The sequence below is a fragment of the Mesorhizobium sp. P160187 genome (assembly GCF_057766425.1).
In genome coordinates this window covers 19,708-39,706 of sequence record NZ_JBYMDX010000004.1, presented here as the reverse complement: position 1 = coordinate 39,706, position 19,999 = coordinate 19,708, and the positions used below count along the sequence as shown (strand labels likewise).

The 19,999-nt window shown below is 57.8% G+C and carries 22 protein-coding genes; 14 read left to right on the top strand and 8 right to left on the bottom strand.

Annotated features, from left to right (window positions below):
• Positions 1-209 precede the first annotated feature (209 nt).
• The 5 genes from AC3CCE_RS17125 (at position 210) to AC3CCE_RS17105 (ending at position 5,158) form a co-directional block, all read left to right on the top strand.
• Positions 210-1,376, top strand: a complete 1,167-nt coding sequence (locus AC3CCE_RS17125) for an ROK family transcriptional regulator (RefSeq protein ID WP_352624532.1) — start codon at positions 210-212, stop codon at positions 1,374-1,376.
• Positions 1,373-2,137, top strand: a complete 765-nt coding sequence (locus AC3CCE_RS17120; protein ID WP_023706423.1) for an ATP-binding cassette domain-containing protein — start codon at positions 1,373-1,375, stop codon at positions 2,135-2,137. Before AC3CCE_RS17125 ends, AC3CCE_RS17120 begins: the two co-directional genes overlap by 4 nt.
• 41 nt (positions 2,138-2,178) lie before the next feature.
• The gene (locus AC3CCE_RS17115; RefSeq protein WP_352624530.1) at positions 2,179-3,219 is read left to right on the top strand and encodes a sugar ABC transporter substrate-binding protein; all 1,041 of its coding nucleotides are present in this window, start codon (positions 2,179-2,181) and stop codon (positions 3,217-3,219) included.
• A 160-nt stretch (positions 3,220-3,379) separates the two neighbouring features.
• Positions 3,380-4,375 (top strand): ABC transporter permease, encoded by a 996-nt coding sequence (locus tag AC3CCE_RS17110; protein WP_352624528.1) that lies wholly within the window; start codon positions 3,380-3,382, stop codon positions 4,373-4,375.
• 12 nt (positions 4,376-4,387) lie between these two features.
• Positions 4,388-5,158, top strand: a complete 771-nt coding sequence (locus AC3CCE_RS17105) for an SDR family oxidoreductase (RefSeq protein WP_352624526.1) — start codon at positions 4,388-4,390, stop codon at positions 5,156-5,158.
• Here the strand turns inward: AC3CCE_RS17105 and AC3CCE_RS17100 are convergent, their stop codons facing one another.
• On the bottom strand, positions 5,159-5,980 hold the full coding sequence (locus AC3CCE_RS17100; RefSeq protein ID WP_352511300.1) for a M15 family metallopeptidase: 822 nt from the start codon (positions 5,978-5,980) through the stop codon (positions 5,159-5,161). It abuts the gene before it with no gap.
• Between the two features lie 56 nt (positions 5,981-6,036).
• On the opposite strand from AC3CCE_RS17100, the gene AC3CCE_RS17095 reads away from it, so the two are divergent.
• Both AC3CCE_RS17095 and AC3CCE_RS17090 read left to right on the top strand, forming a co-directional pair.
• Entirely contained in the window at positions 6,037-6,630 is a 594-nt protein-coding gene (locus AC3CCE_RS17095; RefSeq protein WP_352624524.1) for a hypothetical protein, read from the top strand.
• Between the two features lie 261 nt (positions 6,631-6,891).
• The gene (locus tag AC3CCE_RS17090; protein ID WP_352624522.1) at positions 6,892-8,145 is read left to right on the top strand and encodes a tyrosine-type recombinase/integrase; all 1,254 of its coding nucleotides are present in this window, start codon (positions 6,892-6,894) and stop codon (positions 8,143-8,145) included.
• A 6-nt stretch (positions 8,146-8,151) separates the two neighbouring features.
• Here AC3CCE_RS17090 and AC3CCE_RS17085 read toward each other — a convergent pair whose 3' ends face one another.
• From AC3CCE_RS17085 to AC3CCE_RS17075, 3 genes are read right to left on the bottom strand one after another with little or no spacing between them, the layout of a single operon-like run.
• Positions 8,152-8,517 (bottom strand): hypothetical protein, encoded by a 366-nt coding sequence (locus AC3CCE_RS17085; RefSeq protein ID WP_352624520.1) that lies wholly within the window; start codon positions 8,515-8,517, stop codon positions 8,152-8,154.
• A gap of 24 nt (positions 8,518-8,541) precedes the next feature.
• Complete coding sequence (locus AC3CCE_RS17080; protein WP_352624519.1) at positions 8,542-9,513, bottom strand: hypothetical protein; 972 nt, start codon at positions 9,511-9,513, stop codon at positions 8,542-8,544.
• A 27-nt stretch (positions 9,514-9,540) separates the two neighbouring features.
• Positions 9,541-10,239 carry a hypothetical protein gene (locus AC3CCE_RS17075; protein WP_352624517.1) on the bottom strand — a complete coding sequence of 233 codons (699 nt, stop codon included), beginning with the start codon at positions 10,237-10,239 and terminating at the stop codon, positions 9,541-9,543.
• Between the two features lie 615 nt (positions 10,240-10,854).
• On the opposite strand from AC3CCE_RS17075, the gene AC3CCE_RS17070 reads away from it, so the two are divergent.
• On the top strand, positions 10,855-11,469 hold the full coding sequence (locus tag AC3CCE_RS17070) for a hypothetical protein (RefSeq protein WP_352624515.1): 615 nt from the start codon (positions 10,855-10,857) through the stop codon (positions 11,467-11,469).
• Positions 11,470-11,544: 75 nt separating this feature from the next.
• Entirely contained in the window at positions 11,545-11,910 is a 366-nt protein-coding gene (locus tag AC3CCE_RS17065; RefSeq protein WP_352624513.1) for a DUF3768 domain-containing protein, read from the top strand.
• A gap of 44 nt (positions 11,911-11,954) precedes the next feature.
• On the opposite strand, the gene AC3CCE_RS17060 is transcribed toward AC3CCE_RS17065, so the two are convergent.
• Positions 11,955-12,221 (bottom strand): helix-turn-helix domain-containing protein, encoded by a 267-nt coding sequence (locus AC3CCE_RS17060; RefSeq protein WP_352624511.1) that lies wholly within the window; start codon positions 12,219-12,221, stop codon positions 11,955-11,957.
• A 155-nt stretch (positions 12,222-12,376) separates the two neighbouring features.
• On the opposite strand from AC3CCE_RS17060, the gene AC3CCE_RS17055 reads away from it, so the two are divergent.
• Positions 12,377-12,685: a hypothetical protein gene (locus AC3CCE_RS17055; RefSeq protein WP_352624700.1), complete on the top strand. Its 309-nt coding sequence runs from the start codon at positions 12,377-12,379 to the stop codon at positions 12,683-12,685.
• Positions 12,686-12,819: 134 nt separating this feature from the next.
• Positions 12,820-13,644 carry a hypothetical protein gene (locus AC3CCE_RS17050; protein ID WP_352624509.1) on the top strand — a complete coding sequence of 275 codons (825 nt, stop codon included), beginning with the start codon at positions 12,820-12,822 and terminating at the stop codon, positions 13,642-13,644.
• A 143-nt stretch (positions 13,645-13,787) separates the two neighbouring features.
• Here the strand turns inward: AC3CCE_RS17050 and AC3CCE_RS17045 are convergent, their stop codons facing one another.
• The 3 genes from AC3CCE_RS17045 to AC3CCE_RS17035 form a co-directional block, all read right to left on the bottom strand.
• On the bottom strand, positions 13,788-14,096 hold the full coding sequence (locus AC3CCE_RS17045; protein WP_352624507.1) for a hypothetical protein: 309 nt from the start codon (positions 14,094-14,096) through the stop codon (positions 13,788-13,790).
• Between the two features lie 169 nt (positions 14,097-14,265).
• Positions 14,266-15,174 carry a COG2958 family protein gene (locus AC3CCE_RS17040; RefSeq protein WP_352624505.1) on the bottom strand — a complete coding sequence of 303 codons (909 nt, stop codon included), beginning with the start codon at positions 15,172-15,174 and terminating at the stop codon, positions 14,266-14,268.
• Positions 15,175-15,301: 127 nt separating this feature from the next.
• A complete protein-coding gene (locus AC3CCE_RS17035) occupies positions 15,302-16,681 on the bottom strand; it encodes an SNIPE associated domain-containing protein (protein WP_352624503.1) in 1,380 nt (459 codons plus the stop codon).
• A 205-nt stretch (positions 16,682-16,886) separates the two neighbouring features.
• Here AC3CCE_RS17035 and AC3CCE_RS17030 point away from each other — a divergent pair, with 205 nt between their 5' ends.
• The 3 genes from AC3CCE_RS17030 (at position 16,887) to AC3CCE_RS17020 (ending at position 18,765) form a co-directional block, all read left to right on the top strand.
• On the top strand, positions 16,887-17,363 hold the full coding sequence (locus tag AC3CCE_RS17030; RefSeq protein ID WP_352624501.1) for a Ros/MucR family transcriptional regulator: 477 nt from the start codon (positions 16,887-16,889) through the stop codon (positions 17,361-17,363).
• A gap of 359 nt (positions 17,364-17,722) precedes the next feature.
• A complete protein-coding gene (locus tag AC3CCE_RS17025) occupies positions 17,723-18,088 on the top strand; it encodes a sunset domain-containing protein (RefSeq protein WP_488377165.1) in 366 nt (121 codons plus the stop codon).
• A complete protein-coding gene (locus tag AC3CCE_RS17020) occupies positions 18,058-18,765 on the top strand; it encodes a hypothetical protein (RefSeq protein WP_352624499.1) in 708 nt (235 codons plus the stop codon). Before AC3CCE_RS17025 ends, AC3CCE_RS17020 begins: the two co-directional genes overlap by 31 nt.
• The last annotated feature ends 1,234 nt before the right edge of the window (positions 18,766-19,999 follow it).

Genomic DNA, 19,999 nt, shown 5'->3' with positions numbered 1-19,999 from the left:
GTTTTCCTGCTGGATTGTTGGCCGGCGAGCCCCGCGCCCGCCTGACGTCATTCACCATTGCGGTGGTTTCAGCCCGGCTGCAATCGGCCAGCGCGACGAATGGGACAGGTCCTGCAGCGCGCCCGGGAACCGTCACGAATTATTTTTGAATTCCATTTGACTGAATAAATTGCCTGTGCAAGTCTTGGTCTTCCTATGGGGCGCGGGACATGGCACTGCGGGGGACCAATCAGGAGTTCGGGCGGCCTTACAACCGGCGCATCGTGCTGGAGTCCATCCGTCTTCACGGTCCCATCGCTCGCGGCGACATTGCCGGCCGGGTCGGCCTCACCGTCCAGACCGTATCGACCATCGTTCGCGAACTCGAAGAGCATGGTTATGTGCTGTCGCTGCGCGAAGAGCCGCGCGGACGCGGGTTGCCGCCGGCGACGCTCAGGATCAACCCCGAGGGCGGCTATGCCGTCGGCGTCCACCTCACCCCGCTGGGGATCGACGCGGCGCTCATCAATCTCAGCGGCGATGTCATCGAGAGCATGCATCGCGAGGCGCCGCATGCGACGCCCGACCATGCCTTCGAGCTGATCGGCGCGATGGTGCCCGAGTTGACCGCGCTGCGGCCCGGCGGACGCGTGCTCGGCATCGGCATGGCGCTGCCTGGACCGTTCGGCGTGGAGTCGATGAGCTTCGTCGGCCCGACGACCATGGCCGGCTGGAAGGATGTCGCGCTGCCGGAACGGCTGGCGGCGTCGACCGGGCTGCCGGCCTTCTTCGAAACCGACATGGCGGCGGCGGCCATGGGCGAACGGCTTTACGGTCTCGGCTCCGGTTATTCCGAATACTACTACCTCTATTTCGGCGTCGGCCTCGGCGGCGTAATCGTGCATGACGGCGCGGTGATGCGCGGCGCCTGGGGCAATGCCGGCGAAATCGGACACATCCCTGCCGTTCCCGGTGGCGAGCCTTGCCCATGCGGCAACAGCGGCTGCCTCGAACGGTATCTCTCGCTGGAAGCACGTCGCCGCCGCAACATCAGCGACGCCGCCTGGGTGGCTGAGATCGCGCCGATCTTCCGCAACGCCATCGTCACCATAGAGAATGTGTTCGACCCCGAAACCGTCATCCTCGGCGGGCTCGCGCCCACCGACCTGCTCGAAAAGCTGGTCGGCGCGGCGGGACAGCTTCCCAATTCGGTCTCGGCGCGGCGCGACCGCAAGACACCGCGCGTGACGGTGGCGACCGGCGGCAAGCATTCGGTGCTGCGGGGCGCTGCCGCGTTGGCCGTTTCGGGCGTGCTGTCGCCGCGCTTCGGCCAGATGTTCATTGCCGAGCGCGAGCGCCGGCCAGACCTCATGCACAGCAAGGGAGTGGCGGCATGACCGAACCGCTGCTGGTACTCGAAAACGTCACCAAGAATTACGGCGCCATCCATGCGCTCAGAGGCATCAGCTTCTCGATCGGCAAGGGCGAGGTCGTGGCGCTGCTCGGTGACAATGGCGCCGGCAAGTCGACGCTGGTCAAGATCATCGCCGGCGGCCTCGAGCCGAGCTCCGGCCGCATGCTGTTCGAGGGGAAGGAATTCCTGGCGAAAACGCCGGCCGAGGCCAAGGCCGCCGGCATCGAGACCGTCTACCAGGACCTTTCGCTCTGCACCAATGTCGACGTCGTCGCCAATTTCTTCATGGGCCGCGAAATCACCCGCAAGGTTCTCGGTATCCCCATCCTCGACGAGCGCGCCATGGAGGCCGTGGTCGGCAAGGCGCTGGCCAGTGCGGGCACCCGCATCCCGTCGCTGCGCACCAATGTCGAGCATCTCTCGGGCGGCCAGCGCCAGGCCATCGAGCTCAACCGCTTCGTGCATTGGGGCGGCAAGCTCGTGCTGCTCGACGAGCCGTTCGCCGCCCTCGGCGTCGAACAAACCAGGCGCGGTCTCGAGATGATCCGCCAGGTGGCCAACCAGGGCATCGGCGTCGTCATCATCACCCACATCATGCAACAGGCCTTCCAGGTTGCCGACCGGATCGTGGTGATCCGGCAAGGCGTCGTGGCCGGCGATGTCGCGCGCAACAAAACAAGTCCCGATGCGGTGATCAACATGATCACCGGTGAGACGCTTGCCGGTGCCGGACCGGCAGGTTGAGGGACAAAAGAGGGGTCCGGTATAAAAGAGGAGCGAACGACATGAAGCGAATACTGGTTCTTGTCTTCGGTATCCTGGCACTGGCTCTTGCCTCGCTCACGCCGGCAATGTCCCAGACCAAGGGCACCGTCTATTACATGGTCCCGACCCTGCTCGATGAATTCCAGACCGGCTCGGTGAGCGCGCTGGAGCTGTTCCTCAAGCAGGTCGGCTATGAGGTGAAAACACTCAACGCCGACAACAAGACCGACGCGCAGCAATCGCAGATGAACGACGTCATTGCGCTGAAGCCGGCGGCGATCATCCTGGCCGCCGTCGATTTCAACGCGCTGAAGCCGTCCATCGAAGCGGCGCGAGCGGCCGGCATCCCGGTGGTCGAGTTCGACCGCCAGATCACCTCGACCCCGTCCGATTTCACCTCGGTGGCGGGCACGGTCGAGATCGGCTACGTCGCCGCCGAGCAGGCGCAAAAGCTTCTGACCGCCAAGAACGGTTCTGTGAAGGGCAAGATCCTGCAGGTGCTCGGCGATCCCGGCGATCCCTACACGCTCGACATCCAGAAGGGTTTCGAGGAGAAGTTGAAGGCGTTTCCTGACGTCAAGATCATCTCGCTGCCGGCCATGCAATGGGAAGCCAGCAACGCCGGCACGATCGTTGCCGACCAGATGCTCGCCAACCCCGACATCGACCTGATCTTCAGCCATGCCGCGCACCTGTCGGTCGCAGCCGTCGCCTCGCTCGAGGCCGCCGGCAAGAAGCCGGGCGACGTCCTGCTGATGAGCTCGAATGGCGCTCCGGTCGGTCTCGACCTGATCCGCAAGGGCTGGCTCAATGTCGAAGTCGAGCAACCGCTCTACGCGCAGGCCGCGGCCGTGGCGATGTTCATGGACAAGATCGCCGGCAAGCAGGAAATCAAGCCTGGCGAGTATGACGTGCTCGGCTTGAAGTCGACCGTAACGAAGGAGAGCTGGGGCCCCAACATCAAGATCCCGGGCGCCGCCATCACCAAGGAAAACGTCGACAATCCGGCCTTCTGGGGCAACCAGAAGCCGCCGACGGACACGATCAAGTCTGTCGAATAGTAGCCTAGCGAAGCGCTCCGGGCCATTGCGGCCCGGAGCCTGCCCATTCACGACGCCGCGTCCCAGGACACCGTGGCGAACCTAAACCCGCGCCTGAACCCGACGAAATCGAGTTGATTTCTCAGCCTGATTTTCTCGGGAGCGCCAACCGGATCAGCCCATGAACCCGCGCAGCCGCAAAGCCCTGGAGTTCGTCCTCGACAACCTCGTCTGGTTCATGCTGATCTTTGTGCTGGTTGTCTTTTCCATCTTCGTCCCGAACTACTTCCAGCTCGGCATCTTCGCCAACATCATCGAGGCCTCGAGCGTTCTCGGCGTGATGTCGATCGGCCTGTCGCTGGTCATCATTGCCGGCCATATGGACCTGTCGGTGGAATCGGTGGCCGCGCTCAGCGCCATGGCGGTCGGCATCCTGTTCTGCTCATCGGGCATCGGCATGGGCATACAGCTCAATCCGCAATGGCTGATGGTTCCGGTTTCGCTGCTCGTTGCGCTGGCCGTCGGTGGCCTCATCGGCGTCTTCAACGGCTATCTCGTGGTCAAGGTGAAGATGAGCGCCTTCATCATCACGCTGGCGTCCTACATCTGGGTGCGTGGCCTGGTTCTGGTGATTTCCGGCGGCCGCTCGGCACAGGATCTGGCGCCGGCCATCCGCTGGTTCGGCATCCAGCGGCTGGCGGGCCTGCCGCTGACCGCCTGGATCGCCGTCGCCTGTTTCGTCCTGTTCTCGCTGATCATGGCCAAGACGCCGTTCGGCCGCCACCTCGTGATGATCGGCGGCAACGAGACAGCGACCTTCCGCGCCGGCATCCGCGTCAACCGCAACCTGATCATCGCCTTCGTGCTGGCTGGCGCCATCGCCGGCCTCGCCGGCTGGCTGCTCGCCATCCGCACCTCGGGCGCCACCGCCAATCTCGGAACCGGGCTGTTGTTCAACGCCTTTGCCGCCGTCGTCATCGGCGGCGTCAGCCTGAAAGGCGGTGTCGGCACCTTGCCCGGCGTCTATGCCGGCGTGCTTTTGCTCTCCTCCATCAACACGGCAATCAACCTGATGGGCCTGCCGGCCAATTTCACCCAGGTGATCCACGGCCTTTTGGTGCTCGCCGCCGTGCTGCTCGACGCCTTCAAGCAAACCATTCGCCAAAGACTGGCATAGGAGACGGCTGGCATGACAGGACGGCTCGAAAGCAAGGTCGCGCTGATCGTCGGCAGCGCGCGCGGCATCGGCAAGGGCATCGCGCAGCGCTTTGCCGAGGAAGGCGCGCGGCTGGTCCTGGCAGACAGCGAAGCCGGGGCCGGTCAAGCGACCGCGGACGAGCTCGGCGCGGATTTCATTCGCACCGACATCTCGCAAATGGCCGATGCAGAAGCTGCGGTGGCGCTGGCGCTGAGCCGCCATGGCCGCCTCGACATCGTCGTGCAGAATGCCGGCATCTATCCCTGGCAGCTGATCGAAAACACCAGCCCGGACGACTGGGACCGGGTGATGGCGGTCAATCTGCGCGGCACGTTCAACGCCACGCTGGCGGCGCTGGCGCCGATGAAGGTGCAAGGTTACGGGCGCATGCTCTACACCTCGTCGATCACCGGTCCGCACGTCACCAGCCCCGGCCACGGCCACTATGCCGCCAGCAAGGCCGGCATCAACGGCTTCATCCGCTCGGCGGCGCTGGAATTTTCGGGCTACGGCATCACCGTCAACGGCGTCGAGCCCGGCAACATCCTGACCGAAGCGATCGAGCTGCATCGCGGCGCCGCCTACATCAAGAACATGGAGGATTCGATCCCGCTCGGACGCCTCGGCAGTCCGCGCGACGTCGCCAACGCCTTCCTGTTCCTCGCCTCCGACGATGCCAGCTACATCACCGGCACCACCATCGTCGTCGACGGCGGCCAGTTGCTGCCCGAAGGCAAGGATTTCCGGCTGCTGCCGCCGTGATCAGCCGGATTTCTTGTACAGCAGCAACTCAGGCCGGTATTCGAAGTGCATGGTGTCGTAGTGATACCAGCGCCCGCCCCAGATGAAGCCGTTTTTCTCGAACAATTCCACGATTTCCAGCGGAATCCGGTTCTTGAAGGGAATGTGGGCCTTCGGGTTGGTTTTGTTCCTGTTGTTGTACCAATAGTCGGAGAAGCCGACATTGATATCGAAGGCCGCTCCGAACGAGTGAACGCTCAACCGGTCGGTGCCGGCGATCGGCCGCCAGACAAAGCCGCCGCCGGGCTTGAGCCCGTAACGGCTCAGCTCCGCGGGCATCGCCTCAAGCGCAGCGGAGACCTTGCCCAGCCGGTCGTTGATGCCGAAAATCCTGGTGACCTGCACGGTCTTCTTGCCGAGCTTCGGCAACCATTTGACGTTGGCGATGTGCTTGCCCACCTCGGCGGCACTTGCCCCGTAGAGCTTCTCGAAGAAAGGTTCATTGCGGATACGGCCGGGATCGAAATCCTCCGCCGGGACCAGCGCGCCCTCGGCTGCTCCGGGATAGACGTAGCGAAACATGTCTTCGATGTCAGGGCTCTCCAGCAGCGCGTCGGCTTCGCGCGCCTTGCCGTCGTCCCACACCATCGTGGTGCCGTCGGTCCAGGTCAGTACATTGCCCGAAATGGTGAAAAGTCCGGGATAGACCTTGAGCAAGGCGGCCTTGGCCGCCGGCTGGTCGACGCCGTCGCCCGCATTCCCTGCATAGGCGAAGCGCCCAATACCAGAGATTGCCAATGCCAATAGCAGTTGTAACATCAGCCGCCGTGGATGGTCGATCATTGTGCTGCCTCCGCGAGGGCTTTCATTCATCGTGCATTTAACAAGGCAGCTGTACCATGCTGGTCGAATCGACGGGAGACAAAATCATGTCAAAAACCTTCACTGCTTTGATCCGGATGACGTTTACATTCATTTGCCTGGTCGGCCTGGCCTCGTCCGTTTCTATCCTTTTCCCCGCCACCGCGTCGGCCCAGCGCATGCAGAAATGCGCCGATGAAGGCGGCACGTGCCGCCTGCCCTACCCCTCGGAAGTGGTCTACGGCGCGCGCGGCCAGACCACCTCCCGCTTCTTCGATCGTCGTTCCGTGCCTTGCTCGAATCGCGTCTTCGGCGACCCGGCGCCCGGCCGCGACAAGGCCTGCTATATTGCGAGGCGCGATAGCGGTAATGATTATGGTGACAACGACGACGACAATTACGGCAATGATGACAATTACGGCGATAATGATTACGGCCAGGGCCGCGGCAGATGGGTGGCTTGCGCCTCGGAGGGGCGGTTCTGCGAGTTCCGTGGCCGCAAAGTGGTGAGATACGGGGCGCGTGGCCAGTACGTCCAGGGTGTATTCAGGAACGGCGTCACATGCAGCGTCGACGCCTTTGGCGAGGATCCCATCCGCCGCGTGAAGAAGAACTGCTACGTCAAGCGATAGGCTAGCGCGCCGGGAAAGAACGGCGGGTGCGGCTCATTGCGGCCGCGCCCGGCATTCGAGATATGTCGGCCGGGATATGGTGGGCGATGACGGGCTCGAACCGCCGACATCTTCGGTGTAAACGTATAACTTACAGGTCACTGAGGAACCCGCAAGATCATATCTTCGCTGATTTTGTTTGATTTTCCAAGTTTCAGGGTCTTTGCAAATCACCTGAGTTCCCGTATTGGCTGTTGCTAGTTTGTAGCTAGGCCGCCCCCGATGCCCATCACAAAGACCGATATCGATGCAATGTCTCTCAAATCCACGCTTTGGGATTCTGGCCGAGGATCGGTTGCAGGTTTCGGAGTTCGACGTCAGCGCAAGCACCCGACGTTCTGCCTTAAGTACAGCAAGAGCGGGAAGCAGAGGTGGTACACCATCGGTCGCTACGGTTCGCCGTGGACAGTTGATCAAGCACGGATAGAGGCTAAGCGATTACTCGGCCTTGTGGCCGCCGGTGACGATCCAGCCGTCGTTCGGGACCGACCGACGCCGGTATCTGTCGGCGAGTTGTGCGATCGGTATATGGAATCGGCTGAAGCCGGTGGAATCCTTACTCGGTTCAACCGGCCCAAGAAGCTCTCCACCCTGTTGATCGACAAAGGCCGGATCAGCCGCCACATCAAGCCACTGATCGGATCGAAATCGGTCACCGACATAGATAGCCGTGCTGTGAAGCGCCTAATTGAAGACATAACGATTGGCAAAACAAAGGCTCTCATAAAAACAAAACTGCGAGGTCGGGCAAAAGTCACCGGAGGAGCCGCCACCGCTGCTCGGGTCGCGGATCTGTTGTCGGGCATCATGACTTGGGCAGTCGACGAAGGCATCATAGATCAGAATCCAGTGCACAGGGTTCGGCGGTTTCGCAGTGAATCGAAACAACGATTTCTTAGTACGGAGGAGCTGCGCCGCCTTGGTTTAGTGCTGGCGAATGAAAAAGACGCTGGAGACAGCTCGATCCATCCATATGCCCTCACCATCATCAAGCTCCTTTGCCTAACGGGATGTCGAATCGGAGAGATTAACGGCCTGCGTTGGACCGAACTTGATCTCGGGCTGAAATGCCTTCGGCTCGACGATACAAAGACTGGCAAGAGTCTGCGACCAATTGGAGATGCCGCAATCGCGGTCTTCAAGGCTCATCGTCGTATGGCTGGCAAGCCTTTTATATTTCCTGGCAGCAGAGGCACCGCAGCCTATCAAGGCATGGGCAAGGAAGCCGCGCGCATATTTAAGGCCGCAAAGATCGACAAGGCGAGCCCCCACTGTCTTAGGCACACGTTTGCTTCTGTCGCATCAGGTCTAGGCTATTCGGACGGCACGATAGCGGGATTACTTGGACACAAAGGACGGGGGGTGACTTCTAGATATATTCACATCCCTGACAAGGCACTCGCTTCCGCCGCCGAAGCAGTAAGCGCAGAGATTGCAGGCATCTTGGCATCAAACAAGCCCCCTCCTGCGCCGTGACGCCATTCATTCAACGAAGTTCGCAACGTCCATTATCGTGAACCCAAGGCGTTTGCTGACTGAGCCTTTTGGCCCGTAATCCTTTCGCGCTATATCGTTGCAGAAGGCTTCATCATAAACGCTTGGAGGACCTTTTATCTCGTCATTATAGGCAGCATAGTACCATTTGGGATTGTTCCGCTCAGCCGCCGCCGCGAATTTGCGCGCCGCTTTTGTGAGGACAGCCTTCCCGGCTGAAAAACATTGCTCAGCAACTCCGACGAACTGCCCCGCCTGAAGTGCCCCGGCTTTGGACTCAGGTCTCTTAGCGGCATTAGCGGATATGATGGTGCCAAATATTGCGAAAACCGCGGCAAAGGCTCTCTGACGCATTGATACTCTTTTCGGTTTCAAAACTTAGGAGAACCGTGTTTGGCGGTTGGCGCTGCCGACCGCTTGTACTCGACCTCGCCCGATTCCGTCGGCCGACTTCAGCTTGGCTAAATGGCCTTGCCAACCCCTGTCATCGCGCTGAGCTCTGTCAAATCCGAAGATTAACAGCCGGGGCTTGCAGTCGATTGCTGGCAACAACCCACCTTCCGCAAGGCTGAGCACCAAGGGATCGATTTGTCTTATGAAGCCATCTCCTGCCACGTGCTTTCGCATGGCATCAATCCTGACCAATGCTTTTGCGACATTGGTGTATCCGGCCGCTATCGACGGTCCTTTTGCCGTGAGCGCTTTCTCGTATGCAGCCAGCTGCATAAGAACCGCAGGAGGATTGTCACTGAACGCTCGGAGATCCTTGTTCGAAAAGTCCTTGGCCTCATAGAATGAGATCGTCAGGCCATCCGTGCCACTCCGGACAACAGCTGCATCCAACCGATCCTGCCGCCTCTCCGACACAGGGGCTAAGATCATTTCACCGTCTTCAATCTCGGCGGCCCGGGTCAGCGCAATCTCGGCATCGATCACCTTCGGATCGTTGACTAGAAGGGGATGAAGGCCGGTCTTTTCCGGCCCTGCCAGCTTCTGCGCGGCCTTAACCATGGAGTCGAGCGTTTGCGGTCCTTCATAATCCTGCCAGAAGAGCCTCTCGCTAGTAATTCCGAATCCGGAATCAGTAAGCGGAACGTAGGTTTGTTCCTGTCTCACTAGGTACTTGGCATGGGTAGAAAGCAATATTCTGCCACCGCTCCAATCGACCTTAAATAGCGACGCACCGCGATTATAGACGTTTATCGAATTTCTTCGAATAGCTATCACCACGTCAGGCCGGAGTAACACGTCCCGCCACCAGTTTTTGTTCGTCTTTGATCTAGCCAGATCGTCTAACGCCGTCAGAAATTCTTCGTCGAGATGTCGATGAGCGAGTGCATTAACGGTCATGAATCCACCTTTGCCGAGGTTGCAGCGTCAGTTCAGGGCCTTGCCCACGGCTTTCCAATCAGCCGCGATGGCCGCAAGTCGCTCCGAATAGGTCGCACTCGGTAGTCGTCCGTTGATCCCAAGTTGACCGGGATGAGCGAGCGCAAAAACCGACAGTTGACCGTATCTGACCGGCTTTCGGGCGTTCATGTGAGTTCGCCAGTCGGCGGAACTGCTGAGCCAGCCCATCACACCCTCGAAAGCTGGCTTTCCAAGACAAGCTACAACCTTCAGATTCCGCATATTATTCGTGACGAACTCAAATACCGGGGCCGAGGCTCTGACCCCCTTCGTTGGAGAGACATTGCCCTCCTTGAGGAAAAATGAAGCGTTGCCGTAAAGCACACCGCTGTCGAACGATCTCCTGCCTGCGAGGTCAATCGTCCTGCCGATGCTTCCAAGATGATGGCAAATGTTTTCGTTGGTGATCATTCCGATCCCATAGCGCCCATCTCCGTCATTGTGACGCCATGCGCCTTTCGAGCCATGCTTTTTCAGAACTGCTCGCACTTCATCGGCGGGCGCGAAATCTTGCGCCAACAGCAATAGATCCCCGTCCCAATCTCCGCATAGTGTTTCCGTGCCAAATAGGTTTGGGCCAACTATTCCGATCTGCAGCGGGTTGACGAATTCCTGCGGCGGCTTCGAGCGACGAATGCTGTCGGGGATCGATGGTGTCTTAAACATGAGGCTCACTCCCTTTTGCCCCACATTTCTTCATCGGCGGTGGGGTTCAATTTTCTAAGAAAAACTGATTCGCGATGCAAGAAAATCTGCGTGTAAAAACTGGCAGATGAAATTAGCGAGCAAATTCAATGCTATGTAGAAGCCGGAGGAATCTAGCAGAGGACCATTTTACTGGAAGGTGTTCACAAAAATGCTGAGTCTGGGCGTTTTGTAGGTGCCATCGCCGGGGCCGCGTCCCCGCCTGCTGTCGGGAATTGCGCGCCGCGTTGAACTAGATTCCGATCTCGGTGGGTAAGTGAGACATCCCACCGAGAAAGGGCGAGGCGTGGCCTGTCGTCGAAATCGCTACAAGCTTTACGCCCTCAATGAGCAACCCGCTGGAGGAATGAGCAACCCGCTGGAGGTAAGTAGCTGATTTTAAACCGATTCTTGACAATAGGAAAACATTCCTCTATACTGGTTGCGGCGAGCTGCGTCGGCTGACGCGGTTAGGCCAGACCCTAACAGGAGGACTAACATGCCTTTGACAGATCGACCCGACACGCCATGTGGGCACCACTCAAATCACACCAAAGGGGGCCTTCTGGCCCCTTTGTCGTATCAGGAGGCAAGACTATGAATGTCGCCTTCGAAACCACCCGCTCGCTGATTGTTTTCGGCCGCGATGATACCCGTAAACCCCACGCATCGGTTTTTCTGTTGCCGGAAGTCGAGGCGGCGGAAAGCGCTGCAAGGCTGATGGGGATGCATTCGCACCGCGTTGAGCCCGGCGAAGCTCCCGAGATCGTCATGCGCCTTCCGGCTGGCAAGCTGTTCGACAGCGGCAAGGCTTTCGTGCCGTTCGTCAAATCGGAAGTCTATACCCGCATTGCGGCCCTAGCGGGCGTCGCTGACGAGCGCGACGGCGGGCCGGGCGATGACGAGGCCGCCAACAGCCCCGAAAACGCTTCAGCGGGCTCGCCTGAGGCCGTGGCGGGCCATGGCGAGGGCGGCGGTGGCGGCGGTGCCGTTGGCGGTAACGGTAGCGACCTTTGGGCAAAGCTAACGGTCGGCGATGTCGTGCTGGCATCGGAAGGACCCGACGAGGGATACTTTGAGGCCCGCATTATGAAAGCGAAAGCCAAGGGGATTTTCACCCTGAAGTTCAGGGACTACCCAGACGCCCCGCAGGTAGACCGCAGCTACTACCAGCTTGGCTTGATCCACCCCCGCCAGCTGGCGAAGAAGTAAGCGGTCTTGCAACGGGCCGGGTTCGTCCCGGCCCACCACCCCCGTCAATCACACATCCATTCGAAGGAAACACCCATGACATGCTCAACCGAGCGCGTCGGTCGGCTGTCGGCAGCTGATCGAACCGCGCGTATTCGGACCCTAAACGACCAGCTGCGCCAGACCGGCGCTGGCGGGCGCATGGTGATGACCGCCGGTGTCGCCGCACTGCCTGCCCAAGAGATCGGCGCTATCCTGCTGGCCATCGCCAACTTCGACGTGTTCAACGAGGACAACGATCCCTATGACACCCACGACTGCGCTCTGCTGTACGTCGGCGATCGGCAGCTGCTGTGGAAAATCGACTGCTACGACCGCGCTCTCGTGAACCTATCGTCCGATGCCTCCGACCCGGCCGTCACCATTCGCGTGATGACCGTCATGCTGCCGGAGGAGTACTGATGTTCTCCCCTGCACAGGGCACAGGGGCACAGTTCCCCGCTCTTCTAACCTGCCTTGGGCTTTCTGCCCGACGTAAGCGGCGACGGCTCACGAGCGCCTTTCGGAGGTTCGGTCAGAAGGTCTGCGGCCGGGACGCCAAGTGCCTTCGCCAAAGCTTCCAGCGTATCGATCGTCACATTTTCAGAACCGCGCTCGACGCGGCCGACGTAAGAACGATCGATCTCCGCCGCCAACGCCAACCGCTCTTGCGACAGCCCGCGTTCGACACGCAGGTTACGGAGATTCCAACCAATGATCTTGCGCACGTTCATTGTGGGCAAGAAGGCAATACAAACGGCTTGACAATCGACGGACCAATAGTCCCCTATTTCCAATTTCAGGGGATTGCACGATTCATGTGCTTGCTTGGGGGAGTGAAATGAAAATAGCAGTTGGGATTATTGGAATTCTGCTTGGCTTGATTTCGATGCTGCAGTCCTGCGCGGTCGCGACGGGTGGAAGCATCGCGGCCAACCATGACCTAGCGGGCGCTGGATCAGTCGGCGTGTTGGTGGGTTTGCTGTTCTTCGTCGGCGGCGCCTTTGCGTTCGGCCTGCCACTGATCTCCGCAATCATCTTCGGCGTCGGCAGCCTGTTTGCATTCATCGCCGCCAGCGCCTTCACCGACATGAAGATTTGGGCCATCGCCGACCTGATCTTGGCCGCCATGGCATTCTTCGCATGGAGGAGCGGTCGCGCAGGCAGAGGTAAGACATCCAGCGAGGCCACAAAGTGAGGAAAACCGTTCGATGCGCGGCTGTTTGCGTTGGGGTCGCGCTGCTCCTAACCCCGCGCGCTTTTGCCGACGTTTGCAGAGATATGATTGCCGCAAACAGTTCGGGTGTGTATCAGGAAACGCCCATTTCTAAGATGGACCCGAACTGGGTCCAAGTTCTTATATCGCAGGCGGCAGAGTGCGGCCAATCAGCTGCCGGTGCAGATGCACTGTCTCTCGAGCAGTTCACGCAAAAGCTGCAGGCCAGAAAGCAACAGGCGAAGGGTTACAAGCAAGAACTTGTCGAGCTGATCAAACGAACTCAAGCTCTCCCCGCCGATCCGTCATCAAGGGCGGCCCTGCAAGAACTGAAAGTACGGCTCATCGAGATCCGTAACGAGTCGGTTGAAGCATTCGCCTCAAACGAATGGAGAGATTTGGATAGTGCCATTGACCAGAAGATTGACGCTATTGAATCGGGCCAGACGCAACAAACGCTGCCGTCTTCAAATCCGCCAAGCCTCCAGAATTTCGCTAATCAAAGCGCCACGGACGGGCGCATATCTGAAATGACTTGTTCAGCAAAAGGCACAACAGTTCTGGGCGTGGTGAACATGGGGTCGGACGATCCCGAGGAAGTGGTGGAGGTCGCGCTCACTTCCGCCGGTGATTTCGTGATCGAGGGGAAAAAGATTGCTGCGGTCGATGTCGTTCGGAATGGCGGGGCAGTCTCCTTTTCGATGATCTCGGTAGAAGACTATTTGCTCGCCGGTTCCAAGAACGCAACCGGTGCCTCAATGGGCCTCAGCGACGACGAGAACATGCAATTCCATGCGATGCAAAAAATGTTCATCGGTGGAGCTTTGCACGGTCGCAAAAGGTTCGCGATCTACGACGTCGCCAACACCCGACTGACCTTTGCAGATGCTGATGGGCAGCAATTCAAGAACATTTCCGAAGCCGATTGCTGGGCTCAGTGACCGCGAGGCGGGCATTACCCCGGGAAGGGCTTCATTGTCCAATTCGGACGCTCCATCGAGTAAGCATAGGCTGTCTGCTGGTCGCCCCAGATTTTCTCTTCTGAATCGAGTTGGCTTGCCCGCGGCGGAGTACGAGAAACTGGCTATTTCTGATTGCTATAGTGTGTGAAGACAGCTTTGATCGTATCTGCGGCCTTTCTCCTTTGCCTGTCGATGGCTGGCTTGGCTTCCTTAAAATCGATCTGGCTCGACAATCCGTCCTTGTTAACTACTAGGAAGGTAATGTCTGGCAACTCTTCACCGCTTATTTCATCGAGAATCGGCTTCCAAGGTCCTTGAGCAGGGATGCCGACCGCCTTCCCAAGCACCCCATAACGAACCGTCTGGCCCTGCATCGCGCAATACTTGAGCACAGCTCGAACGGCTTCTTTTCGATCAGCATACGGGATCACTCTCTGGCCCTCCGCAATTTCGATAGACTCGAGCCCTACCGGTGGAAACGTCCGATGCCGTTCTTGGCAGCGCCGGACTAGAACTCCCTGATCAAAAGTATGCCCTCACTGGAACTGCAAAGTGCCGGGTAGTCCCGGCCCGTGAAGGCTACAACGGAAGACTACACAGTCATAGATCGCCAGTTTGAAAAAACTGCCGAACTCGCTTTATAAATGACCGGAAGTCCTTATTTTCATCCGCGAGACGGCTGCACATGGCCCATTCAAGGTCGAGCCGTTCCCGAGCTGGGATGAGTATTTGGCTTTCTGGTGGGTTGGTTACATCAAGCTTGATAAGTCCAATGCCATGCATCGCGTATAGGATGCGGAGCTCTTTGAGAGTGTTAACTCCCTCGATCTCTGCCGCAACAAGATAGCCGAGATTTGCCCACGACGAATTCGACACTGCTTGGAAATAGGTTTCGCGCACGTTCGACCGGTTCACCAGCATCTTGACTTCAAATGACCAGAGGCGGAGTCGTTTATCCCTGCTTTCTCTTATGGCGGAAACTACTTCGGAGTTGAGCCCGGCGGTAAGGTCCTCAATTCCGACCACATCGGGGAACAGCCACTTGTTTCCGCCCGATCCGCTAGTGTTTGACGACCTTCGCTCGTCGATTCTTTCGGCTCGGATGCCCTGCTCACTCAGCAGAAAATCGACGAGCATCGGATAAAGGTCATGTTCTCGGATTTTTGGGTCTTCAAGCTCGGATTGGGGGGCCTTTCCAGCCCGCTCTGCCTCTTCAACTTCGGCCGCCTCCGACTTCGCTGTCCAATAATATAGGCGGGGACGAACACCCTCTGTCGTGCGCAACTCAGGATACCGTTGCTCCCATCCGGGTCGATTGGCTCCGATTTCCGCCACCAGTTGATTCAAAAGCTGGGTTTGATTGGTCACCGACGCGCTGGTTTCTAGCTTCTCTGCGGCCTCGAGAGGATAGTGCTCGCAGATCCACTTCGCTATGTCGCGAGCTTTGAACCGCTCGTCCGGTCTTGACGCGAGCAACTCAAATACTCGCTTTCGCAACTCCAATGTCATAGCTGTCCCCGCTTGCTGTCCTGAAGAGTGGCAGCAATTGCAATATCTTGGCAAGCCATCAGTCGCACCAGCATTAGGGTATCTGCTTACGATCAGCCGCGGGCGGTTATGCAGGTGCAATTTTGGCCTAGATCGTCATTGGGAAAACTGACTGTTCGGCATGTGCGACAAATTCCAGGGCCTGACGTCTCCTCGACAGCGTTTCGTGATATTCTTGAGCCTCGATATCCTTGAAGAAGGGCGCACTGGGTGCGAGGCGCTTCACCACAGCTTCCACATCATCAAGAGACGCCCTGAAGAACTCCTTTCGATAGTTCTGGGCGTTCACCCGTGTCGGCTCAAACTCTACGTGGAGCGCGCGTTCCAACGTCGGCGCATCATCGCTATAGATGATCGCGTGGGTATCGAAAACAAATGGAACGCTTGCGTCGCCTAGCTCCCGGACCCGGTCCAGCGGATCTAGTCTCCGTGTGAGCCCGATCTTCACAATGTCACCGCCGAAAGAGCCGATATTCGAGATGATGTAGACGTACCCCGATCGCGTCTTCTCTGCCATGGCTTGGGCTCTCTCGACCTTAGCATGAGCCGCCGCTAGGTCTCGTTCGAGCATCTTGATCTGCTCAGCGAAGGCATCAAGCTTCGGTCCCACAATGCTGCCTGCCTCAGTCTTAGCCTTGTCCAGCAAACGCTGGTAATGCTCTTCCTCCTCTTGCGCCTGCTCCATATCACGGATTAGCCGTTGCTCCTCACGGGCGAGACGTGCAGCTTCGGCTCTCTCTTCTTTTTCGGCCTTCAATTTCTCGCGATGCTCGTGCGCAAGGTAGAGCTCCTTGAGCTTGAGCTTGACAAAGTCGCCGGTGACGAAAATTGTGTTGGACGCATTGTGTTTGTCGATTTGAGCCTGCGCATTCAGAATACGCTTTTCCATCGCATTCACATTGTTCCAGCGAGTATTAGCGATCGCGGCATCGCACTCGTTATTAAACGCTCTTAGTGTGAGACGGATATTACGGCGCGTCATTGTCTGACCTTTGGCGGCGCTTCCCTCGACAGACCATTTAGTGGTGCAGATCACGGCGTTTTCACTTGTTATCATAGCCTTCTGCTGCTCCCGAGCCGTCAATATCGCAGCCTTGTATTCCTCGCTGTCCGTGAAATCGAAGTGCGGCTCGTAGACACCCATCTCGGCGAACGCCAGCTTATCGTCAAAGATCGCAACTTCCTTGAGCAACCGGTCATAGATAGCCTTCTTGTCTGTATAGTCAGAACGCAGGTTCACGATCCTGTTCTCCTGAAACTGTAAATCTCCTGTTAGACGTGTCACCTCAGCCTCAATGTCCAATATCGGCTTGTACTTGGTTTCCAGTCGATGGATGTGCTCCGCGAGCAAAGTCTGATTCCCCAGCGCAATTTTCTGCTCCTTCTTCATTCGAAAGAACTGCCAAATGATAATTATCATCAGGCCGGGGCAAACCGCCACGCTTGCCAAAAACAAGTTAACCAGCATCGCAAACGCTCCCAGCATTCGTTCGCTACAGGGTCGTCTAATAATCCCTGTCGATCAATGCTCTGTCGAAAGAAACCCCGCAGGGTGGAGCGGGGTTCGATCTGACGAATAGCAGAATTTCTCGATGTGCTGCGTTTGCGCGGCTGTTGCGTCGCGTGAATTTCCTGAATAGGAACGCAGAAGGTCAACGAGGAGATTGAATTTGATGAACGAGCCAAATGGACAGATGAGCCCCGATTTGTTGGAGCTGACTGCGGATATCGTGGCGGCCTACGTCCAAAAGAACGCTGTGCCTGTCGCCGGGCTCCCCGACCTTATCGCCAGCGTCAATTCTGCATTGGTAGGGATTGGTCTGCCTGCGAAGCAGCCGGAGCCTGAACTCATTCCCGCAGTGAATCCCAAGCGGTCCGTGTTCCCAGATTATATTGTTTGCTTGGAGGACGGAAAGAGGTTCAAATCCCTCAAGCGTCACTTGAATGTCCACTATGGGCTGGCGCCGGAGGAATACAGGTCCAAGTGGGGCTTGGCTCGAGACTATCCGATGGTGGCACCAAACTATGCTGCTCAGCGGTCGGCCCTTGCGAAATCCTCAGGCCTCGGCCGAAAAACGGCTGCAAAAGCTGCCCCAAAAAAACCTGCAGCCAAAGCCAAAAAGCCTGCCGCGCGGCGGAAGACGGCTTAGGCCGGAACCTCGATGAATAGATCAGCCGCCGTTGGCGCTATCGTGTGGTTAAGCCTTACGGCCTACCCTACCGTGGCGCAGCAAACTTTCGAAGGTTACGACTGCACCGCAGACTGTTCAGGCCACCAAGCAGGATACGATTGGGCCGAACGAAATGGTATTTCGGACGCCAACGACTGCGACGGCAACAGCCAATCCTTCAATGAAGGTTGTCAGGCTTACGTTGAGGAGCAACAGCCAGCGCCAGACGATGAAGTCCCTCCCGACGAAAGCGACGAGGACAGTTCAGAATAGCCCGATAGTGCTTTCTTCCTTCTCTAGACTCTTCCGCCTGACGGAAGCATTCTCCCCTCGGGGAGATGGCTATGGGCAATTCTGTTCAGCCGTGGATTAGACGGCGAAGGCCTTGGTGGCGTTCGCTTCTGCGCGCTCGCCTCCCTATTTCTTTGGCGCTGCTTGGCACGGCGTCCCTCGCTTATGTCGCGATAGACACCCAGCACTCACTTCCAAATGTTCATTATCCCGGCACGTCAACGACCTCCGTCGCCGTGCGCAGAGTGGGCTGTGACATCAAAGGAAACATCAATGAGCGCGGCGAGCATATCTATCACATGCCCGGCCAGGAGTATTACTCGGCCACGCGCGTAAACCCGGCGCGAGGGGAACGCTGGTTCTGCTCCCAATGGGAGGCTTGGTGGGCTGGGTGGCGAAAGGCGAAGGTATGAAGTCAATGGGAAAACGGGTCGGATCCCTAATCGCGATTGTGTTCGCGTTGTCCATCCTGTCGACGCGGCTGGAGGCAAGCCAATGCTTCGACATATCCAAAGGACAGCCGGAGCATCTGTCTGGCCAACTCATCTACCGGAAATTCCCCGGATCGCCCAATTTCGAGGATGTGACATTAGGAGACGAACCGGAGCCTGCGTACATACTCCGTCTTGACTCCCCGATTTGCCTAACCGGTGACGAGTTTGCGAACGAGGCCGAGCCGGTCTCAACGGTCCAACTCTTCGCGACAACCGCCACGGAGGCATTGCTGCGATCCCTCGTGGGGAAAGACGTCCAGGTCCAATTAGCTAGTCAGGCAGCGGCGACCACGGGCCATCATCATGCGCCTCTGCTGGCGAGCGCAGTCGAGGTCTCTCCCACCAAGGACATTACCGAAGAGTACGGAACTGCGGCTACCACCGTGAGGGCATTCTACTACGCTCTTGCAGACGGCAACGGTGATCAAGCCGCACAATATGTCATTCCAGAAAAGCGCAATCGCGGGCCGCTTTCTGCGGCGGCGATGACCGCATTCTATCGCAATCTCAAGAAGCCGTTACAGCTCGTTAGCCTTGAACCGGAGGCCGCTTTCTTGCTCGCTATACCTTCGAGCGCAAATCGCAAACTTCCGTAGGGCGGTCGGTTGTCTAGACAGTCCGCAGAAACGGCAAGAACCTGATATCTTCAATTCGAGCGGTAGATGGCTGTAGCTTCTCGATCCAGAGATCCATCTCTTAGCCAGCTTCGTGGAAACCTCCCCCAACAAATTTGTGGAACGTCAAGCGAACCTATCACTAGATTACAGGCGCACTAGATTGAGGATCGAAGTATCGATTTGTGCGCCCGGATAGAATTCCTGAAAAGGCCTTCAGGCGCACGGCTACTTTATCACGACCGATAAGAGCCGCGCGCAACATTTTGAAAAGACAATAAAATATTTAGATATTTTACACTCGTTGAATGTGCCGCTGGACACAGCCAGCATTCGCCGCTATATTAGCGTTTCAGAACTTACGACTTGAGGAGGATCACATGCGAACGCTAGTAATAGCGGCGCTGGTCGCTGCCTTGTTCCCAGCCGGGACCGTGATTGCTTACGGAGTCATGGTCAGTCCTTCAGTTCCTGAGAATGCCATCCGGCCGATTGACTACACCGGGAATTGCGGTGCGACATATACGTGTGTCAACGGCACGACAATTACTTGTAAAAAGCCACCGAACGGGACCAGACCGCGAGAACAACTCAAACCAGTTTATGTTTGTGGGTGCGAGGTAGCAGCTACTTGCCGCTAGTTGTGTCGTCAATCACTTCGTGCTGTGCAAATTAATCATTTAATTTAGTGTAGGAGGAGTAGATGAAGGCATTCATGTTAGGTTCTATTTTTCTTGGTTTGTCTTGTTCGCTCGCGGTCGCGGACAATGGCCAGTTCTTTGTGGCTAAACGCTTCTATTGTTTCGACACTAGCGGGCGGGATCAGGGTGATCAGACAATTTCTGCGGATGGATCATCATGTGCCGCCTCACGACAAGCAATTGCCGAGACTGCAGGCAAAGCACCCGGTGGCGATCCTTGCAGAAGCAAGGGCTCAGACGTGAGCACCCGATCGTCCGAGGAAATTCAGTGGTCCGGGCAGTGTCACCCCTAGTCACTGCAAGAAGCTGAGACAATGTCGATCTTGGCGCAGTGCGGGTGTTCTGGCGCAGTGATGCGCTTGCGCACCAGTTGAATGGAGGTTTTCGTGATAACCGAACAAAGCCCGAAGAAAAGTGGCCGGAAGGTATTGTTGTACAGCATAATTGGCATCGTCTTCGTATGTTTCTCCGGCGCTTCAGATAGCCAGACGTCACGGCGAGTGACGTTAATCGCT

Excerpts from the sequence above, each read along its gene's own strand:
- AC3CCE_RS17125 (WP_352624532.1), top strand. The coding sequence starts at position 210 with ATGGCACTGCGGGGGACCAATCAGGAGTTCGGGCGGCCTTACAACCGG.
- AC3CCE_RS17120 (WP_023706423.1), top strand. The coding sequence starts at position 1,373 with ATGACCGAACCGCTGCTGGTACTCGAAAACGTCACCAAGAATTACGGC.
- AC3CCE_RS17115 (WP_352624530.1), top strand. The coding sequence starts at position 2,179 with ATGAAGCGAATACTGGTTCTTGTCTTCGGTATCCTGGCACTGGCTCTT.
- AC3CCE_RS17110 (WP_352624528.1), top strand. The coding sequence starts at position 3,380 with ATGAACCCGCGCAGCCGCAAAGCCCTGGAGTTCGTCCTCGACAACCTC.
- AC3CCE_RS17105 (WP_352624526.1), top strand. The coding sequence starts at position 4,388 with ATGACAGGACGGCTCGAAAGCAAGGTCGCGCTGATCGTCGGCAGCGCG.
- AC3CCE_RS17100 (WP_352511300.1), bottom strand. The coding sequence starts at position 5,980 with ATGATCGACCATCCACGGCGGCTGATGTTACAACTGCTATTGGCATTG.
- AC3CCE_RS17095 (WP_352624524.1), top strand. The coding sequence starts at position 6,037 with ATGCTGGTCGAATCGACGGGAGACAAAATCATGTCAAAAACCTTCACT.
- AC3CCE_RS17090 (WP_352624522.1), top strand. The coding sequence starts at position 6,892 with ATGCCCATCACAAAGACCGATATCGATGCAATGTCTCTCAAATCCACG.
- AC3CCE_RS17085 (WP_352624520.1), bottom strand. The coding sequence starts at position 8,517 with ATGCGTCAGAGAGCCTTTGCCGCGGTTTTCGCAATATTTGGCACCATC.
- AC3CCE_RS17080 (WP_352624519.1), bottom strand. The coding sequence starts at position 9,513 with ATGACCGTTAATGCACTCGCTCATCGACATCTCGACGAAGAATTTCTG.
- AC3CCE_RS17075 (WP_352624517.1), bottom strand. The coding sequence starts at position 10,239 with ATGTTTAAGACACCATCGATCCCCGACAGCATTCGTCGCTCGAAGCCG.
- AC3CCE_RS17070 (WP_352624515.1), top strand. The coding sequence starts at position 10,855 with ATGAATGTCGCCTTCGAAACCACCCGCTCGCTGATTGTTTTCGGCCGC.
- AC3CCE_RS17065 (WP_352624513.1), top strand. The coding sequence starts at position 11,545 with ATGACATGCTCAACCGAGCGCGTCGGTCGGCTGTCGGCAGCTGATCGA.
- AC3CCE_RS17060 (WP_352624511.1), bottom strand. The coding sequence starts at position 12,221 with ATGAACGTGCGCAAGATCATTGGTTGGAATCTCCGTAACCTGCGTGTC.
- AC3CCE_RS17055 (WP_352624700.1), top strand. The coding sequence starts at position 12,377 with ATGCTGCAGTCCTGCGCGGTCGCGACGGGTGGAAGCATCGCGGCCAAC.
- AC3CCE_RS17050 (WP_352624509.1), top strand. The coding sequence starts at position 12,820 with ATGGACCCGAACTGGGTCCAAGTTCTTATATCGCAGGCGGCAGAGTGC.
- AC3CCE_RS17040 (WP_352624505.1), bottom strand. The coding sequence starts at position 15,174 with ATGACATTGGAGTTGCGAAAGCGAGTATTTGAGTTGCTCGCGTCAAGA.
- AC3CCE_RS17035 (WP_352624503.1), bottom strand. The coding sequence starts at position 16,681 with ATGCTGGTTAACTTGTTTTTGGCAAGCGTGGCGGTTTGCCCCGGCCTG.
- AC3CCE_RS17030 (WP_352624501.1), top strand. The coding sequence starts at position 16,887 with ATGAACGAGCCAAATGGACAGATGAGCCCCGATTTGTTGGAGCTGACT.
- AC3CCE_RS17025 (WP_488377165.1), top strand. The coding sequence starts at position 17,723 with ATGGCTATGGGCAATTCTGTTCAGCCGTGGATTAGACGGCGAAGGCCT.